At 48.3% G+C, this 18,695-nt stretch carries 15 protein-coding genes; 7 read left to right on the top strand and 8 right to left on the bottom strand.

What is annotated here, in order from left to right:
* Window positions 1-488: 488 nt before the first annotated feature.
* Entirely contained in the window at window positions 489-1,061 is a 573-nt protein-coding gene (locus ACJJH9_RS17950) for a helix-turn-helix domain-containing protein (protein WP_252084349.1), read from the top strand.
* Between the two features lie 82 nt (window positions 1,062-1,143).
* Here the strand turns inward: ACJJH9_RS17950 and ACJJH9_RS17945 are convergent, their stop codons facing one another.
* From ACJJH9_RS17945 to ACJJH9_RS17935, 3 genes are all read right to left on the bottom strand, one after another.
* Entirely contained in the window at window positions 1,144-2,733 is a 1,590-nt protein-coding gene (locus ACJJH9_RS17945; protein WP_444923564.1) for a SpoVR family protein, read from the bottom strand.
* Window positions 2,727-4,010 (bottom strand): YeaH/YhbH family protein, encoded by a 1,284-nt coding sequence (locus ACJJH9_RS17940; RefSeq protein ID WP_444923563.1) that lies wholly within the window; start codon window positions 4,008-4,010, stop codon window positions 2,727-2,729. The genes ACJJH9_RS17945 and ACJJH9_RS17940 overlap by 7 nt, the downstream gene beginning before the upstream one ends.
* 175 nt (window positions 4,011-4,185) lie before the next feature.
* Entirely contained in the window at window positions 4,186-6,108 is a 1,923-nt protein-coding gene (locus ACJJH9_RS17935) for a PrkA family serine protein kinase (protein WP_252084352.1), read from the bottom strand.
* Window positions 6,109-6,463: 355 nt separating this feature from the next.
* On the opposite strand from ACJJH9_RS17935, the gene galE reads away from it, so the two are divergent.
* From galE to ACJJH9_RS17920, 3 genes are all read left to right on the top strand, one after another.
* Window positions 6,464-7,489, top strand: coding sequence for a UDP-glucose 4-epimerase GalE (gene galE, locus ACJJH9_RS17930; RefSeq protein WP_444923562.1), 1,026 nt, complete (start codon window positions 6,464-6,466; stop codon window positions 7,487-7,489).
* 109 nt (window positions 7,490-7,598) lie between these two features.
* Window positions 7,599-8,219: an ABC transporter ATP-binding protein gene (locus ACJJH9_RS17925; RefSeq protein ID WP_444923561.1), complete on the top strand. Its 621-nt coding sequence runs from the start codon at window positions 7,599-7,601 to the stop codon at window positions 8,217-8,219.
* Window positions 8,216-9,148: a hypothetical protein gene (locus ACJJH9_RS17920; RefSeq protein ID WP_444923560.1), complete on the top strand. Its 933-nt coding sequence runs from the start codon at window positions 8,216-8,218 to the stop codon at window positions 9,146-9,148. The genes ACJJH9_RS17925 and ACJJH9_RS17920 overlap by 4 nt, the downstream gene beginning before the upstream one ends.
* Window positions 9,149-9,239: 91 nt before the next feature.
* Here the strand turns inward: ACJJH9_RS17920 and ACJJH9_RS17915 are convergent, their stop codons facing one another.
* The 5 genes from ACJJH9_RS17915 to ACJJH9_RS17895 form a co-directional block, all read right to left on the bottom strand.
* Window positions 9,240-10,052 (bottom strand): symmetrical bis(5'-nucleosyl)-tetraphosphatase, encoded by an 813-nt coding sequence (locus ACJJH9_RS17915; protein ID WP_444923559.1) that lies wholly within the window; start codon window positions 10,050-10,052, stop codon window positions 9,240-9,242.
* A 27-nt stretch (window positions 10,053-10,079) separates the two neighbouring features.
* Window positions 10,080-10,880: a 16S rRNA (adenine(1518)-N(6)/adenine(1519)-N(6))-dimethyltransferase RsmA gene (gene rsmA, locus ACJJH9_RS17910; protein WP_444883639.1), complete on the bottom strand. Its 801-nt coding sequence runs from the start codon at window positions 10,878-10,880 to the stop codon at window positions 10,080-10,082.
* A gap of 44 nt (window positions 10,881-10,924) precedes the next feature.
* A complete protein-coding gene (pdxA, locus tag ACJJH9_RS17905) occupies window positions 10,925-11,920 on the bottom strand; it encodes a 4-hydroxythreonine-4-phosphate dehydrogenase PdxA (RefSeq protein WP_444923558.1) in 996 nt (331 codons plus the stop codon).
* Between the two features lie 72 nt (window positions 11,921-11,992).
* Window positions 11,993-13,315: a peptidylprolyl isomerase gene (locus tag ACJJH9_RS17900; protein WP_444923557.1), complete on the bottom strand. Its 1,323-nt coding sequence runs from the start codon at window positions 13,313-13,315 to the stop codon at window positions 11,993-11,995.
* Between the two features lie 20 nt (window positions 13,316-13,335).
* Window positions 13,336-15,933: an LPS-assembly protein LptD gene (locus ACJJH9_RS17895; protein ID WP_444923556.1), complete on the bottom strand. Its 2,598-nt coding sequence runs from the start codon at window positions 15,931-15,933 to the stop codon at window positions 13,336-13,338.
* Window positions 15,934-16,174: 241 nt separating this feature from the next.
* On the opposite strand from ACJJH9_RS17895, the gene ACJJH9_RS17890 reads away from it, so the two are divergent.
* Genes ACJJH9_RS17890 through rpe form a run of 3 tightly spaced genes read left to right on the top strand, consistent with a single transcriptional unit; the run spans window position 16,175 to window position 18,663 of the window.
* Complete coding sequence (locus ACJJH9_RS17890; RefSeq protein WP_444923555.1) at window positions 16,175-17,236, top strand: aminoglycoside phosphotransferase family protein; 1,062 nt, start codon at window positions 16,175-16,177, stop codon at window positions 17,234-17,236.
* 37 nt (window positions 17,237-17,273) lie between these two features.
* Window positions 17,274-17,981, top strand: coding sequence for a nucleotidyltransferase family protein (locus ACJJH9_RS17885; protein WP_444923554.1), 708 nt, complete (start codon window positions 17,274-17,276; stop codon window positions 17,979-17,981).
* 19 nt (window positions 17,982-18,000) lie between these two features.
* Entirely contained in the window at window positions 18,001-18,663 is a 663-nt protein-coding gene (rpe, locus tag ACJJH9_RS17880) for a ribulose-phosphate 3-epimerase (protein ID WP_444923553.1), read from the top strand.
* The last annotated feature ends 32 nt before the right edge of the window (window positions 18,664-18,695 follow it).

Raw genomic sequence — 18,695 nt, 5'->3', positions numbered from 1 at the left:
ATTGTACTGCCATAAGTCCATTTATTCCGGCAATGTCCGCAGGGGTGCTGCTGGATAAGAATGCAGGGAAGGAGAGTCAGAGGTTTTGGCAAGATAAAAAAAAGGCCCCGAAAAAACAAGGGGGCCCAGGGTCTTAGGGTATTCGCTTAGCAAACATCTAATTGCCAATAGCGGGATCGCTGACTTACCGGCCATACCCGCTGGAGAGGATCTGGCGACACACTGGTACCGCTAAATCTGAAGTCATTCTATGTGACCTGTCATACCTGTCAACTATATCTTTTAGTATTTTTTGAGGGGGTTGTATCTCTGTTCGTTAACTAAATACATGGACCGAATTTCGGGCTGGTTTTGCAGCATTGAACAGCATAATTTATAGGGGCGATCCTGTTGGGCAGGATAATTTCGCGCCTGGCTTCGGGGGATGGAGTTGGGGCTTTTGAAATTGACCTGGTCGTCAAGGATTGCAGTTGTTGGGGAGAATAAATATGAGCGAACTACATGTGCTAACCACCGGGGAAGCGGCTCGGTATTGTGGGGTCAACTTCCGAACGGTGATTCGCTGGATTGAGCGGGGGCAGCTCAAGGCTTACAAGCTTCCTGGGCGTGGCGACCATCGGATTTGTGTAGAGGACTTCGTGGGTTTCCTGCGGGATAACTCTATGCCAGTGCCGAATGACCTGGCGATACCCAGTCGCAAAGTTCTGTTGCTGACAACAGATCCGGAACTGACTTCTTCAGGCCTCCAGGCCTTGAAAAATATAGGCTGCGAAATTGAAGTGGCTGGTGACAGTTTCTCTGCGGGTGTTTTATTAGCTAATGCCAAGCCGGCGCTGTTGGTTGTCGATGCCGCATTGGTTGGTGACGGGGGCTTTCAGGTACTGGATTACTTGAGGTCGCGCAGCGAGTATAGCAGCCTACGTATCCTGGTTGTGGCTGCTGAGGAAGATCTGGATAAAGCCCGCTGGCTGGATGCGGGGGCCGATGCCCTTCTGGCACATCGTGAAGAACGCGGTGAACTGGCTGCTAAAGCCAGGTTGCTGCTAGAGGCTGATCACTAAGCCAAGTTTTCTGCCTGGATTTATTCCTGGCCATTCGCCCCGTTTGCACGGGAGTTTTAACAGAAAGCTCCCGTGCAAAGATTCAGATAGGTTTCGGAATCAGCATTGACTCCTCTTCTCCTTCCTGCCGATCACGGCCCTGTTCAGGGCAGTGGAAGCTAGCCGTAATTTCATCGCCGTTGAGGCTGTTTAGATGTATATCAAAACCCCAGAGTCTGTGTAGATGCTTTAAAACTTCCGGAGTATCTTTGCCAAGTGGCCGGCGGCGATGCTGGGTGTGATTTAAGGTAAGTGAACGATCTCCCCGTGTATCTACAGAGTAAACCTGTATGTTGGGTTCTCGATTACCCAAGTTGTACTGGCCCGCGAGATTCTCCCGAAGTTGTCGATAACCACTTTCGTCATGGATTGCACTGACAACAATTTCATTTTCCTGATCGTTGTCGCTGACACAAAAGAGTTTCATATCACGCATCACTTTTGGTGAGAGAAACTGTAGGATAAAACTCTCATCCTTGAAGTCGCGCATGGCAAACTGGAGTGTTTCTCGCCAATTACTTCCAGAGATATCTGGGAACCAGCGGCGATCCTCATCGGTTGGTTCTTCACAGATACGCCGGAGATCACTAAATATACTGAAGCCCAAGGTGTATGGATTGATGCCATTGTAATAAGGACTGTCAAAACTGGGCTGATAGATCACGTTTGTATGACTTTGCAGGAACTCCATCATAAAGCCTTCAGTCACTCGTCCTCGCCGGTAGAGTTCTGTTAGCAGTGTGTAGTGCCAAAAAGTGGCCCAACCCTCGTTCATGACTTGAGTTTGGCGCTGTGGATAAAAATACTGTGCGAGCTTGCGCACGATACGTACTAATTCTCTTTGCCAACCTTCAAGTAAGGGGGCATTTTTTTCGATAAAGTAAAGGAGGTTCTCCTGGGGTTCCTCCGGAAAACGTTTCTCATTGGTTTCCTCGGTGCCTTCTCCAAGTTTTGGGATCGTTCGCCATAGATCGTTGAGTTGACGTTGCCGATATTCTTCACGCTCCTGTTGCTGTCGCTCTTCTTCAATAGCTGAGATGGGGTAAGGGCGTTTATAGCGATCCACGCCGTAGTTCATTAAGGCATGGCAGGAGTCGAGAATGGCCTCGACTTCATCAAGCCCGTGGCGTTCTTCACAGCGGGAAATATAATTTTTGGCAAAGATTAGGTAGTCGATAATACTACTGGCATCCGTCCAGGAGCGGAAAAGGTAATTGCCCTTGAAAAAAGAATTGTGCCCGTAGGAGGCATGAGCGATCACCAAGGCCTGCATTGTCATGGTGTTTTCTTCCATGAGGTAAGCGATGCAGGGGTTGGAGTTGATAACAATTTCGTAGGCGAGCCCCATTAAACCGCGCTGATAATTATTCTCAACACTTATAAATTGCTTGCCAAACGACCAATGGTTGTAGCCCACTGGCATACCCACCGAAGAGTAGGCATCCATCATTTGTTCTGAACTGATAACCTCAATTTGATTGGGGTAGGTATCCAGGCCAAATTCGTCTGCCAACGCGCCAATGGCGAGGTCATATTCCTGGATCAGCTCAAATGTCCACTCTGAGGTGGTAGAGATAGGGTTTGCTGATTCTGGTTTTTGCGAATCGCTGCCGCTGGCAAATGTATCTAGCATCGAGCGGTTACCTTCTGGCTGAACAGTTGACGGAATACAGGGTAAATATCCTGCACATCCACAATTTGCTCCATGGCGAAGTGATTTGGGAATAGGGTACGCACACTTTCGTATTCTTCCCACAAGGCTTGGTGGTCTCTGGGAGTTATTTCCACGTAGGAGTAGTACTGTACATGGGGCATGATGTCGTCAATTAGGATACGATGGCAGGTGCTGGAGTCATCATTCCAGTTGTCGCCATCTGAAGCTTGGGCGCCGTAAATATTCCATTCACTCTCCGGGTATCGATCGCGCATAATCCGTCTCATTAACTTCAGAGCGCTGGATACGATGGTTCCCCCTGTCTCACGAGAGTAGAAAAATTCCTCTTCATCCACTTCCTTGGCGCTAGTGTGGTGGCGGATAAAAACGACTTCTGTGTATTCATAACTGCGTTGCAGGAATAGATAAAGCAGGAGGAAAAAGCGCTTAGCCATGTCTTTAGTGGCTTGATTCATAGAGCCGGATACGTCCATAAGGCAGAACATAACCGCACGCGAACGAGGTTTTGGTTGTTTGATTAATAGATTGTATTTCAGATCAAAATCATCCAAAAATGGCACCCGCCCAACACGGCGGCGCAACTCAGCGATTTCGCCTTTCAGAGCCTCTATCTTGCGCTGATCGCGCAAAGCAGTATCTTTTTGTTCCTCTAACTCTAGGGATGTCTCCAGTTCACGGATATTTCGTCTTTTACTACTAGTGAGTGCGATACGACGAGCATGAGCTGCTCTTAAGGAGCGAATGACATTTAGCCGACCAGGGGTGCCTTCGTTACTGATTCCAGCGCGGACTACTTGAAAGGACTCATTACCGGCGAGCCGTTGTTTAACCATGTTGGGCAGTTGTAGCCCCTCAAACATAAAGTCGAGAAATTCTTCCTGTGAAATTTGAAAGACAAAGTCATCCACTCCCTCGCCACTATCACTGGCTCCTCCGCCACTGCCATCACCACCTTTAGGTTGCTGGCGTGGAATACGATCCCCTGTGATAAATTCTTTGTTGCCAGGTAAAACACGCTCGACATGACCCCCTGAGCCATGTGAAAAAAGGGGTTCACTGATATCTCGGGTAGGAATGCTGATACGTTCGCCCTTGTCCATGTCCATTATGGATCGGCTGTTCATAGCGTCACCCACGGCTTTCTTTATATGGGCTTTATAGCGTCTTAAAAAGCGTTGCCGATTTACAGTACTTTTCTTTTTTCCATTTAGGCGGCGGTCGATGATATAGCTCATAGTTCTGCCTTTAGTCTGAATAAAACCATCTGGCAAGGCCACCATACAATCTATTCAGAAATGCTTTTGTCGTCTATTAGGTCCCTGTAGGGGGCCTAATAGACGAAATTTTTCAGCTCTAGGAAAATAGGAATAGATACTTGAAAGTTTCTATCCGTCATTGCAATTAATCCAGCTACTGAGATTTACGTACTCGGAGATACCATTCTGATAACAGGCGAACCTGTTTTTCTGTATAGCCGCGTTCTACCATGCGGGCAACAAAGTCTGCATGCTTGCGCTTGTCATCCGCAGAAGCTTTGGTATTAAAGGAAATAACTGGCAGGAGATCCTCGGTGTTTGAGAACATCTTTTTCTCAATAACAGCGCGCAATTTCTCATAGGATCGCCAATCTGGATTTTTCCCCTGATTGTTGGCGCGAGCACGTAAAACAAAGTTGACAATTTCATTGCGGAAGTCTTTTGGATTAGAGATGCCAGCAGGTTTTTCTGTTTTCTCTAATTCTTCATTTAGAGCGCCACGGTCTAGGATTTCCCCAGTCTCTGGATCTCGATATTCCTGATCCTGAATCCAGAAGTCCGCATAAGTGACGTATCTATCAAATAAATTTTGTCCATACTCGGCATACGATTCGAGATATGCGGTTTGGATTTCCTTGCCAATAAATTCTACATATCTTGGAGCGAGATATTCCTTGATGAATCCAAGATAGTTTTCTTGTATTTCTGGAGGGAACTGTTCTTGTTCTATTTGTTGTTCCAGGACATAGAGTAAATGCACAGGATTGGCTGCTACTTCTGTAGCATCAAAATTAAAAACTTTGGAGAGTATTTTGAAGGCAAAGCGAGTGGACAGCCCATTCATTCCTTCATCGACGCCGGCATTATCTCGATACTCTTGTATAGTTTTGGCTTTGGGATCTGTGTCTTTCAGATTTTCTCCATCATAAATGCGCATTTTCGAGTATAAGCTTGAATTTTCCGGGTTTTTAATCCGTGAGAGCACCGAAAATTGAGCCAACATACGTAAGGTGTCAGGCGCACATGGAGCTTTTGAAAGGGAGCTGTTTTCCAGTAGCTTCTGATAGATTCGAATCTCTTCCTGAACCCGAACACAATAGGGCACTTTGACAATATAAATTCTGTCAAGGAAGGCCTCGTTGTTGCGATTATTCCGGAAGGATTGCCACTCAGACTCATTAGAATGTGCCAGAATAGTCCCATTAAATGGTATAGACCCGAGTCCTTCGGTGCTATTGTAGTTGCCCTCTTGGGTTGCGGTAAGGAGGGGGTGAAGCACTTTGATTGGGGCCTTAAACATCTCAACAAATTCCATCAGCCCTTGGTTGGCACGACAGAGACTACCTGAAAAGCTGTAGGCATCTGGGTCATTCTGAGGAAAATCCTCTAGTTTTCTGATATCAATTTTGCCAACAAGGGAGGAGATGTCCTGATTGTTTTCGTCGCCGGGTTCAGTTTTGGAGATGGCAACCTGATCAAGAATAGATGGGCGAATCTTAACTACCCGAAACTTACTGATATCACCTTTGAATTCATGAAGGCGCTTAACAGCCCAAGGGGACATGATAGTATTTACATAGCGTCTAGCAATACCGTAGTCTTCTTCAAGGATACGCCCATCTTCATTGGGAGAGAACAAGCTCAAAGGAGATTCAAAAACCGGAGACCCTTTGATTGCGTAAATGGGCACTTGCTCCATAAGTGCTTTAAGACGTTCTGCCAGTGAGGATTTACCACCCCCAACAGGCCCTAATAAATAGAGTATTTGTTTTTTCTCTTCCAGCCCTTGAGCGGCATGTCGGAAGAAGGAGACGATTTGCTCAATTGCCTCTTCCATACCATAGAACTCGCCGAAAGCCTTATAGCGCTTGATAACCTTATTACAGAAAATACGTGATAAGCGAGGATCGCGAGAGGTATCTATCAGCTCTGCCTCTCCAATGGCCATCAGCATTCTCTCAGCGGGTGACGCATAGGCACTGCGGTCTGTCTTACAGAGTTCCAGGTATTCTTGAATACTGAGCTCTTCATCCTGGATTGACTCGTATCGTTCCAGGTAGTGATTAAAAATTGTCATGGAATTTACCTCCCTGTAGCCTGGTGGGCAGAGTCCAGCGTCCTGCTTATCATTTTGAATCAGAGCACTGACTAGTTGTTTCGAAGACTGTATTTACTTTGGCTCCCGCAAAGTGTTTGATTGGCGGTTATCCAGTCATTACTTTGTTTGAGTGTTGCCCGGCATAAAGCGCTATTCATTATCGCCGTTGCTAACCTTGTCCTTCCCCGGATTCGATCAAACGGTTCCGGCTTTTCCAGCATAGCTTTTTGGTTCACTACGGCACTGGATTGTCATTCAGAGAGGTTGAATTTAATGGCAGTTTTGGTCTTTACTTACGACCCATAAGGAGTATGTAGGTTAATAAGGAACTGAAATGACGATTTTAGTGACTGGCGGCGCCGGTTATATTGGTAGCCACACCTGTGTTGAGATGCTTTTGGCTGGATTACAGCCAGTAGTGGTGGATAACCTCTCCAATAGCAGTCGTGAGGCCTTAAATAGGGTAAATCTGATCACAGGTGAGGATATACCTTTTTTTGATCTGGATATTGCTGATAAGCCTAGGCTTCGCCAAGTATTTACTGATCACAAGATAAAGGCAGTAATTCATTTTGCAGGCCTTAAAGCAGTGGGTGAATCCGTGGCTCAACCTCTGCGTTATTACCAAAATAATGTGGCAGGTACCTTGGCTCTTATGGAGGTGATGGAGGAGTTTGACACTAAACAAATTATCTTCAGTTCCTCTGCCACGGTCTATGGAGATCCAGAAACGGTACCTATACATGAAAGCTTTCCCACTGGCGCTACAAACCCATATGGTGCTAGTAAGCTGATGGTCGAGAATATAATGAGGGATATTTGCTCAGCGCCAGGTAACGGTTGGAAGGTAAGTCTTTTAAGGTATTTTAATCCAATTGGTGCTCATAAGAGTGGCTTAATTGGTGAGGATCCTCGTGGTACACCTAATAATTTATTGCCTTATGTTGCTCAGGTTGCTGTTGGTCGGCGCCCATTCCTACAGGTTTTTGGGGATAACTACGCTACGGTAGATGGTACTGGTGTCAGAGATTATATCCACGTGGTGGACTTGGCTCGAGGTCATCTTGCAGCTTTAAATATGTTGAGTAAACCCTCAACCCCCGTAGGTTGCTATACCCATAATCTTGGTACAGGCAAGGGAAACTCAGTATTAGAGGTGGTAAGGGCTTTTGAGGCGGCTAGTGGCAAGTCTATACCCTATAAAATTGTACCCCGTCGAGCGGGAGATATTGCTGAATGTTATGCAGATCCAACTCTGGCGGAGAGTGAGCTTGGCTGGAAGGCTGAGCATGGCCTGAAACGGATGGTAGAGGATACCTGGCGATGGCAGTCTCAAAACCCAAATGGTTACGAAGCTTAAGTAACTATTTTCTCTGATTGTAATGCTGTGTAGTGGGAGGGAGTCCACTATTTACTGCCAATTCTCTAAGAACTCTGGAACTATTAACTCCACAAGGAGTCACTACTCTTTGTTATTTAGGATAGCTTATTCTTTATGGAGTGAAGAAGTTTTGAATCAATTGGTTGTTGATGCTCTATATGTCCATCGAGGAATAAACAGTGTTATTGAAAATCTGTCCTTCTCTGCCTCTGCCAGAATAATAAAAATATTGGGAAAGAATGGTTCGGGAAAGACAAGTCTTTTGCTCGGGATATCAGGTCTAATTTCTATATCCTCAGGTACTATTAATTTACTTGGGGAAATAAAAAGGTCAAGCCGAAGAGAAAGGTGTGGAGTGTTTTCTGATGCGATCACTCTTCCAAGTTATTTATCTGTTGAGGAAGTCCTATCTGTCTGCCATATACAAAAATCTGACCGTTTAAAAGAATTTAAAGAAGAGTTTTTGTGCGATATTCATTCTTGTGCAAAAGTTTCCGACTTATCGGAAGGGCAGCGAAGAAAAGTGGCTATAGTTTGTGCCTTATTTAAAGAAAATGGAGTTCTTTTATTGGATGAGCCTTTCAATGCGTTGGATGAGAACTCTAGCAGAGCTTTGATCGAGCACTTATCAGGTTATTCTGGAATGCTTATTTACGCGAGTCATAATTCCGTGTCTTTTTCAGAAAAAGAAACGGAGGTAATGTTGTGAGCGTGCCTTTGAATAACTTGTTGTTTGCAGGGGTTGCCTTTAGGCTGAGAATTTGGGTTGAGGTAAATCAATGGATTTTAATTGGGCTGGCCTCAATAATAACCCCTGTATTGATGATGATTCATCTTCCTGTAAGCTTGCTCTTGACAGGAGAAAGTGGAGATATAAGGACTTCTCTTTCTATTCTTCTAGTGACGCATATTGTTTTTGCGGTTTGTGGAATTCTGTTGTCTCCTGAGCCTGCGGAGTTAAAATGGTATTTGAGCTGCTTTCACCCTCTAGATTTGATTAAATCTCTATGTATAGTTCAGCTTAAATGCAATCCACTTTTTTGGGCGCTATGGTTGCTTCCGCTCTTAGTGTTGGTGTACTTGGGGGAGCCATTTAGTATCTTAGGGTACCTGATTTGGTTTTTCTTATTCTGTAGCATCCAATTGCTTTCTTTTTTGTCTTTAATGGGGCTCAAATATAGGCAAATTCTGTTTTCACAATCAAGGGCAGTTTTATTAAAAAAATCGCGTATAGTCATCAGATTGCTAATCGCGTCTGCAATTACTATTTACTGTTATGTGTTTGCGGCTAATGAGATTTTGATTGCCTTGCGTATTTTATTGGTAGTTGGCTCTTCAATAATTTTTACCTACGCAATAAATTCCATTTTGGAGGATGAGGCTGAAGTTAATTTTTGGATGATGATGAAATCTTGTGGAAAGGGTGAAATTGTTATTCAGGAGTACTTCAAAGGTATCCTAATATCCATGCCTGGGATTATGGCAGTTTTCTTTATAAATGGGTTGGAGTCAGCGGCCCATTTTTTGATTTATATGCTTGCTATAACGGGGTTCTCTTTACTTTCACTTTATAGGTGGGGGCGAGTTATTTTAGCTCCTTTATTAGCTGTCTCCGGGGTGATATTGTTGAGCGTATAAACCCTCAAGTCAGGTATACAGCTCTAAGGACAAAACTAAATTTCTAGTAGCCTCCATTGACCCCTGAGATTTTTTATAGTTTTGTGGAGGCTCAGAGGCTGCAGTCTGTACAAAAAAACTCTTCGTCTCCCAGGCGCATAGCTGTTAGATATCCCCCCCATACACAACCGGTATCCAAAGCATAGATATTTTCGGTATCGGCTCTTCCTTCAAGGGCGGCCCAGTGGCCAAAAATTATTTTGTCATTTTTGGTCTTTCTATTAGAAAAACTAAACCAGGGCTTGTAATCACCATGGGATGCCTGAGGCCCACGCTTGGTAACAAGGTCGAGGGTGCCATCCTCCTTGCAGAGGCGCATACGCGTGAAATAATTGGTAATCGAACGAAGCCGCTCAATTCCGATTAGGTGATCATCCCAGCAATGGGGTTCATTACCATACATGCCGTAAAAAAAGGCCTTTGCCATGGCTTCATTCGAGAGAGCATGCTCTACCTCACGAGATAGCTTTTGGGCTTTGGTAATACTCCAGATAGGGGGGATACCGGCGTGGACCATAGTGTATCCCTTTTTATGTACCATTAAGGGAAGGGTCTGTAGCCAGCTTAACAGACGATCTGAATCTTTTGCCCTTAGAATCTTTGCGAGATCTTGCTCTTTCTCTGCAAGATGCTTGGCCCCATGTGCCAAGGCCAAGAGATGCAGATCGTGATTGCCGAGAACAGCGGTAACTTGATAACGGTGTTCATAGAGAAAGCGTAAAGTACCCAGACTGTCTTCGCCACGGTGCACTAAATCTCCGGCGATCCATAGTTTGTCAATGTCAAAACTAAAATGGATTTTCTTTAATAGGCGCTTTAAAGATTCGAAACAACCCTGAATGTCGCCAATAGCATAGGTAGCCAAACTCTTATCTCCCGAGGCTTAGCTTGCTCAGTGTTGTCCAAGCTTTGTGCAGTAATTTGATAGCTGTACAAACTCTTGCACACTCAGAGTTTCTGGGCGACGGCTGGCATCCACTGGCAGTTGATCTGGGTCGAGGTCTGGGAACAGGGGCTTTAGTGCATTGCGCAGTGTTTTACGGCGTTGCTGAAAAGCGACATTGACGATTCTTTCCAATAGTTTTTCATCTTCGGCAATGTAGGGAATTTTGCTATGGGGTATTAGGCGGACAATAGCAGATTCCACTTTGGGGGCTGGCCTGAAGGACTGAGGTGGTACTGGAAATAGCCCTTGCACACGGCAGTAATACTGTACCATTACTGTGAGACGGCCATAGGACTTGGTACCAGGGCTGGCTCCGAGGCGATCGACTACCTCCTTTTGTAGCATAAAGTGCATGTCCTGCACTTTGCTTTTGAAACTGAGTAAATGAAACAAAAGAGGCGTGGAAATATTGTAGGGGAGATTGCCAACAATACGCAGAGGGTTCTCACCGGCAAATTCTCCAAAATCGAATTTCAATGCGTCTCGCTCAATAATCTTGAAATCGGGGTAGTCCCTGAATTTAAATTCCAACAGAGGAATCAGGTCCCGGTCCAGTTCCACGGCTGTGAGTGAGGGACAACGTTGTATTAGCAATTCGGTAATAGCCCCTTGGCCAGGGCCTATTTCGACCAATTTATCGGTTTCTTTAGGGGCTATTGAACGAACTATACGCTCGATGATATTCCCGTCGACCAAAAAGTTCTGGCCAAAACGCTTGCGTGCCTTATGTTGGAAAAAATTGTCCATTAATTAATCTGCAATTCAAATAGTGGTATTAGGCAAACAGGATGCTATATCACCTGTTGTTTCCGAAGTTGTGCCAGTTCTATTGCCTGAGTGAGGGCAGCTTCGAGACTGCCACAACTGGCTTTGCCAGTGCCCGCCAAGTCCAGGGCGGTGCCATGATCGACCGAGGTGCGAATATAAGGTAAACCCAGGGTGATATTAACCGCCTTGCCGAAGCCATGAAATTTTAACACTGGCAGGCCCTGATCGTGATACATGGCAAGTACTGCATCGAAATGCTCTAACTGGGGTGGGGTAAACAGTGTGTCTGCCGGTAGTGGTCCGGTCAAATGAAGGCCACGTTGACGCAGCCTTTCCAGTGCTGGCTGAATCACTTCGATTTCCTCCCGGCCCAAGTGGCCCCCCTCTCCAGCATGAGGGTTCAACCCACAAACCCCAATGTGAGGTGAATGGATACAGAACTGATCGCGCAGACCGCCGTGTAGAATCTCGGTGATGAGCTCCAGACGTTTGCCAGTTATTGCTGTGCTCACATCTTTAAGTGGAAGATGTGTAGTGACAAGGGCTACTCGAAGCTCCTGCGCAGCCAGCATCATGACTACTTGTGCTACGCCTGCTCGCTCCGCAAAAAACTCGGTATGGCCACTGAAGGGAAATCCAGCTTCATTGATCACCCCCTTATGTACAGGGCCCGTCACTAGCGCATCGAATTGACCATTTTGACATCCATCTGCGGCTATCTCCAATGTCCTCAATACATAGAAGGCGTTGGCGGTGTTTAGCTTTCCAGGTAGGGATGGCTGCTTTAAAGGACTTTCTAAAATATAGAGGCTACCTGGTGGTGTTTCCGATAGCGGGGTATCTTCAGAGAAAGATATAAGCTGAAGGGGAAGTTCTAGCTTTTTAGCAGCCCGTTCCAGCAGGCTTGGGTCCGCAATGGTAATCAGCTGTGCAGGGCTGCCATGCTGAGACAATTTTACACATATCTCTGGGCCAATACCGGCGGGTTCTCCAGGGGTCAGCGCGATTCTGGGTATCATAGAGGAGCCACACTTTATACGAATAAAAAACCGGGCGCTTTGGCCCGGTCTTCGAGGTCTTAAAAAACGCTTTTATTGCGCTTCCTGTTCAGGGCCTTCTTGCTTTTCATCTTTTAATTTAATTTCTACATAAGCTTGGTCGCGGATTTCCCTGCGCCAATTTTGCAGTTCTTCTTCATAACGGCGGTTGCGTAAGAGGTTGGCAGCCTGGTTTCGAATATATTGATCGGTCATATCTTGTTTGCGCCGCCCCTCGACCATCAGGATATGCCAGCCGAATTGGCTGCGAAATGGCAGGCTGATTTCGCCGATGCTTGTGGTGTTCATGGCCTGGGTAAATTCGGGCACAAATTGTCCTGGCATAGACCAGCCGAGATCACCGCCGGACAGCATGGAGCCAATATCTTCGGAATTCTCGCGAGCGAGCTCGGTAAAGTTATCGCTAGCCATCGCCTCTTCTCGCATGGCTACCAGCTTGTTGTAGGCTTCATCATCCGTGAGGATGGCTGAGGGTTTGAGCAGGATATGGCGAACTTTAGTCTGCTCCACTAATTGCTCGCTGGCACCTTTTTGTGCATGAATCTTGAGCAGGTGGAAGCCGGCATCACTGCGGAATGGTTCGGTGATATCACCTACCTTGAGGCCGCTTAGCGCATCAGCAAATAGGGTGGGGAGTTCCACTGTTTTGCGCCAACCCAGGTCGCCACCGGCGAGGGCATTCTGCCCAGCAGAGTTGGCGATCGCCAGGCGACGAAAGTCTGTGCCGCCGCGCACCTGCTGAACCAGCTCCTCGGCTTTCTCGCGAGCCTGGGTAACTTCGCTGGCTGGAGCACTGGAGCTGATGGGGATCAAGATATGTCCCAGCTCATACTGAGGGGACTTCCAGAACTCGCCCTCTTTAGAGCGAAGGAAATTGTCGATGTCTTGGTCGGTGATCTGGATTCGGCGGTTGACGCTGCCTTGTTCTACCCGGCGGATCATCAGTTCCTGACGGATCTGCTGGCGAAAGCTTTTCATGGTCATACCATCGGAACGCAGGCGCTGACGAAATTCTTCCGGACTGACACTCGCATTTTGTTGAACGCGAGCGATGGCTTGATCGAGTTCAGATTCAGAAATGGTAACGCCCGCCCGGGAGGCTATCTGTAGCTGCAATCGCTCGATGATCAGTTGTTCTAATACCTGGCGGCGCAAAACATCCACAGGCGGTGCTTGAACTTGTTGGGCTTGAATCTGGCTGGCGATAGTGTTCATGCGCTGGGCCAGCTCACTAGCCATAACTACATCTTCATCAACAACTGCGACTACCCGGTCCAAGGTTTGTACTTGGGCTGTGACCGTGCCGGCGATCAGGACACAAGCAGCCAGAACGGATGACAAGCCTAATTTCGGCATCAATTTCTGCATTATTTTCATCACGGTTTCAGCTTTTCTCTCTGATCAAAATTGGCAATTCCTTGACTTAGCATCTGAGTGACCGTTGCGCCAAACCCAGCTAAACCCTTCAATTGTATTTCGAGGTAGACACCCTCATCGTATCGGAGGTCTTCAGCTCGAACGACACCGGCTAGGTCATTGTCCAAAGTGCGACGCCACAATAATCGAGCTCGATAGCAGCAGTCGTCATATTCGATACCCGCCAGGTATTCCAGTTCCCGATTCAATGACAAATCGTAAGCTGCGCCAGCCATTATAGAGGTATGCGTGTTGATAGGCAGTACAGCGGAGCTGTTCAGTTGGCGCGTTGGGCCGACCTGCTCAATACCGTCCTCATTGATAAATGTGACATTGTCACGCTTATAGTAGTAACTGAGGTTAAAAATACGTGCTTCATTATCAAAGTAGCGCAAGCTGAAGTTGCCGCGGTTGACATTGTGCTCTGTGTCATCGTAGACCAGCTCACTGCCAATACGCAGGGATTGAATGGGGCGGCTTTCCAGTCTAGCGGCAAGCTCAGAGCGAGGGGTTTCTTCAATTAGCTCTTCCAGGCCGATCTGGGTATCACTGGAATAGAAGACTTGGCCGATACTGGCAGACAGCAAGTCTCGCCCACTAATGGGCTCAATAAAGCGGGTGGTTAGCCCCAGAGCAACCCTACTTGCATCGTCAATGCGATCATTGCCGGTAAAACGGCTGTGGCGAAATAGCTGGTCGTAGCTGAAGGTGAACAGCGAGGTATCGTAGAGTAGATTGTTACTTTGAGGATCAATGGGGCCTAGGTTATTGATATCAGCACCAGTGATATTAAAAAAATCCTCTTGTTTGGCATTACTACTAAGCAACCCGTACAAGCGAGGCTCCAGAGTCTGGATATACTCATGATTAAAGGCGAAACTATCTCGCTCGAAGTAGAGGCCGGTGTCCAGAGTGAGCTGCGCAGCAGAGGCGCTGGGGGTGTCGTTGGTGCCCTCTGGCAAGAAGGTGTCGCTGACCTGATAACCCAGATAGCGGCCTGCCAACCCCGGCTTAAAGTAACCCCATAGCCACTCTTTATCCCAAAAAAGCTCATAGTCCAGTCGCAAGCGGTCTGCAGTGACAAAATTTCTTGTTCGTTCAGTGACACTGTCGGGGTCATTAATATCTCTAATAAACCTGATGGTCTGAGTGTCCTGGTGTCGCCATACAGTGGCTTCATTTTGCAAGGCTAGCTGCCAGTCACCCCAGCGGTAATTGCCATCCACATCTAGCCGAGGCAGCTGAGCGAAAGTATCGAAACGATCATTTTCCAACACTTGGTAATCCTGGGCACGAAGGCTAATCGCCCAGTTTTCAAAAGTGAGTCTACCCTGGGCTTTTTGACTAACCTGGGTTTCCGCGTTGATATCAAGGTTGGCGGTACTCAAATCGCGAAAATAGTCGGGATCGCTCACCTTGGTGTAGTCGATGTCGGTACGCCAGATACTGCCACTATAACCACCCTGTTGTTCCAGGTTCACTAACCAGCGATCGTCCCCTTTGTAAGGTAGAACCAGATCCTCAGGGAAGCCCCGGTCAATCAATTCCTGGGCGAGATCACTATTGCCGCCCTTATCATTGGGGAGGTCGGCTAGGCGTATTTCGGTGTTGAACACAGGGCTTAGGTGGCGGAATTCTACTTCCAGACCAGTGCCGCGATACTGGATGTAGCGTGGAGTGATGGTCGCATCCATCTCCGGGGCGATGTTCCAGTAATACGGAACAGATAAGTCCCAGCCATTCTTATCGCTGTTGCTTAGAGAAGGAAAAAGGAAGCCCGACATGCGCGCATCGCCCACCGGGAAGCGAAAATAAGGGAAGTAGAGTACGGGAACATCCAGTATCTCCAGGCGTACATCCCTTGCGGTTCCCTGGCTCTCCACTTGATCGATATTGATTTCTCCGCCACTCAGGCGCCAGAAAGCCCGGCCCGGCTCACAGCGGGTATAGGTGCCATCGGTAAGGGTCAATTCACCACTGGTCTGACGTGCGACTTGGGCGGCGTCACCATGAATAAATTCGTCGTGTACAACGTATGTTGCGTCCTCAATGGAGGCCGCTTCGGTATCGGTGTGAACCTCTGCCGAGTCCCCCCGAACGAGTAAATTGGGTTCGCGCAGTTCGATAGCACCACTTAGGAAAGCGGTGTTGGTCTGGCGGTTGAGGGTCACTTCATCGGCAAATAACTGGCGATAGCCTTGGGTGATATGGACGTTGCCAATTAATTCGGCAGATCCGTCATCGAGGATGCGAGACTGCTCGGCTGTGGCACGTAGTGGTGCGTCTTCAGGGGGCAAGTTGGCATCGGGGTAATCCCTAGGCGGTTCGATAAAGGCTCCGGAGCAAATCGCCGGTACTCTGGCGCTTTCCTCAGGGGTCAATTCAGAACGTGGTAACCAGTCTAAGTACAGGTAGGGGTTGTATTCGGGATCTACGGCGGTTTGGTCCGCATGAGTCCATATAGGGTGCGCGGCCATCAAACCGAGGGCTAGGGAGTGGGCTCGTGGATTCTGAGCTATTGCTAGAGCGAGGCGACGCCACCGGGAGACTTCAAGCATCAATCGATAGGTTCCGGCTATTCTTTGGTGTTTCTTGTATCGGCAGATGCGTGCGACAGCTATCCAGCCGGGGCGCGCAAAAAATTATCGCCCGATTCTACTTGAATGTAGAAGTGGTTAATAGCCGCACAGATGGTACGGATGTAAGAGACGAGAGTGTTATAGTCGCTTCAAGCTCCCTGGGGCAGGGTTTCAATACGAGCTGCTTAATGGGAAACTGCCGCGATAGAAAGAATCATTGATGGGCCGAATGATAAATGAAGGGTGTACTGTGAGTGATGACCTGCGACAAGAGGCTTTGGCTCTTTGGGTGGGTAAGGCTCTGGAAATTGAATTTCCAGCAGACTTGGCCAACCTTGCCGGGGATGCGGGCTTTCGGCGCTATTTCCGCACTTCTACCGAGCCCAGGTTAATCGCTGTTGATTCTCCACCTGAGTGTACTAACCCGGCCCGATTTGTGGCAGTTGCCGATTATCTGCGGCGCAATGGTGTGCACACCCCCATGGTAATAGCAGCTGATACAGCCAATGGGTACCTGCTATTGGAAGACTTGGGTGATACCCAATTATTCGATGTGCTGAGTAATGACAGTGTTGAGGGGCTCTATGCGGAGGTAATGAGTGAGCTGCTGAGTCTCCAGCAGATACCCCGTACAGAGGATCTGTTTCCAGATTACAACCGGGAACTATTGCTGACAGAGATGCGTATTATGCCCGAGTGGCTGGTAGGCAAGTTACTCGGCTATTCCCTGAGTGAAGTGGAAAACCGCCTGCTACAAGAGACCTTTCAGCGGTTGCTGAAGAGTGCTGCAGGCCAACCGCAAGCTCTGGTGCACAGAGACTACCACAGCCGTAATTTAATGATCCGTGGAGGTGAGCGCCCTGGAATCGTGGACTTCCAGGATGCCGTGTGGGGACCGATTACCTACGATTTGGTCTCTTTGTTGCGAGACTGCTATATCCGCTGGCCACGCCAGCGGGTCGAGCGCTGGGCTTTAGCCTATGCCGCTACTGCAGAAGCTGCTGGGGTGCTGGAACCTGTCGAGCCTAAAGAGTTCTTAACTTGGTTCGACTGGATGGGGCTCCAGCGTCATATTAAAGTACTGGGCCTTTTTCCACGTCTATCATTGCGTGATGGCAAGCAGAACTACCTGGGGGATTTGCCTCTGGTGATACGCTATGTACTGGAAACTGCTGGGCGCTATGAGGAGCTTCAGCCGTTTGCGCAGTGGTTTGAGCAACAGCTACTTCCGCTTATAGAGCAGCAGCCTTGGTACAGTGATTATCGCTATGCCGGTGAATAGCACTAATAAGCTGTATAAAAACTGATAGATGAATTGAATGACTCAGCTCACTGAGATAGCCCCAACTACCGCTATGGTCTTGGCTGCGGGCTTTGGGCGTAGAATGCGCCCCCTTACTGACCAAACCCCCAAGCCTTTATTGTCTGTGGCGGGTAAGCCGCTCATTGAGCATGTGCTTGAGCGGCTACAGGCTGTGGGAGTTCAACGGGTAGTGATCAACCTGGGCCACTTGGGCCATATGATTCGTGATTACCTGGGGAGTGGTGATCGCTGGGGGCTCGATATCCAGTATTCTGTGGAGCAAGAAGACCGACCCCTTGAGACCGCAGGGGGTATTCTCAACGCGATGCCGTTGCTGGGAGAGGCCCCATTCTTTGTGGTTAATGGGGATGTCTGGTGTGACTTTAACCTTTCGCAGTGGGTGAATCGTCCCCTACCTAAGGGTTGCCCCGGCCGACTTCTTATGGTGCCAAACCCTCCACATAACCCCGAGGGAGACTTCGGAATTGATAATGGCCTGTTGTCTGGGACTGCCAAGCCCCGCTATACCTTTGCCGGTATCAGTTGGCTGCGCCCCGAGGTGTTAACCCGCTACCCCAAAGTGCGTGAATGCTTCGGCCTTGGCGAGGTCTTTACTTTCAATGAGGACAAACTACAGGCGGACTTACACCCTGGGGACTGGTGTGATGTGGGCACCCCCGAGCGCCTGGAAAACCTGCATTGCCGCCTGAGCGCGGAAAATTGAGTTACTGAAGGAAATAATGATGTCAGATTACAAGATTGCCCCCTCGATTCTTTCCGCCGACTTTGCCCGCCTTGGTGAAGAGGTGGACAATGTATTAGCCGCTGGTGCTGACTGGGTGCACTTCGATGTGATGGACAACCACTATGTGCCCAACCTCACCATCGGCCCAATGGTGTGCCAGGCGTTGCGCAAGCATGGTGTCGAGGCGCCCATTGATGTGCATCTGATGGTGGAGCCGATAGACGATATGATTCGCATGTTTGCCGATGCGGGCGCAAGTTATATTACTTTCCACCCCGAGGCTTCGCGTCATCCGGACCGCTCCCTACAGTTGATCCGCAGTCTTGGTTGTAAGGCCGGTTTGGTCTTTAACCCAGCCACAGGACTGGATGCGGCCAAGTATGTGATGGACAAGCTGGATATGATTTTGTTGATGTCAGTCAACCCTGGCTTTGGTGGGCAAAAGTTTATTCCGGGCACTCTGGAAAAACTGCGCGAGGCGCGCCAGCTGATCGACGCTTCTGGTTACGATATTCGCCTTGAGATCGATGGCGGGGTCAACCGTGACAATATTGCGGAGATTGCCGCAGCCGGCGCGGATACTTTTGTTGCAGGCTCTGCAATCTTCAATGCCCCCGACTACGCTGAAGTGATCGGTGCTATGCGCGAAAGCCTGTCCTGAGAAAAACTTGGCGGGCAGCCCCTTGCCCGCCG

Source organism: Microbulbifer mixtoriginis (SeqCode) (assembly GCF_052466715.1).
Note: the sequence above shows the minus strand (reverse complement) of the source record. Positions and strands in the feature narration are given on the sequence as shown.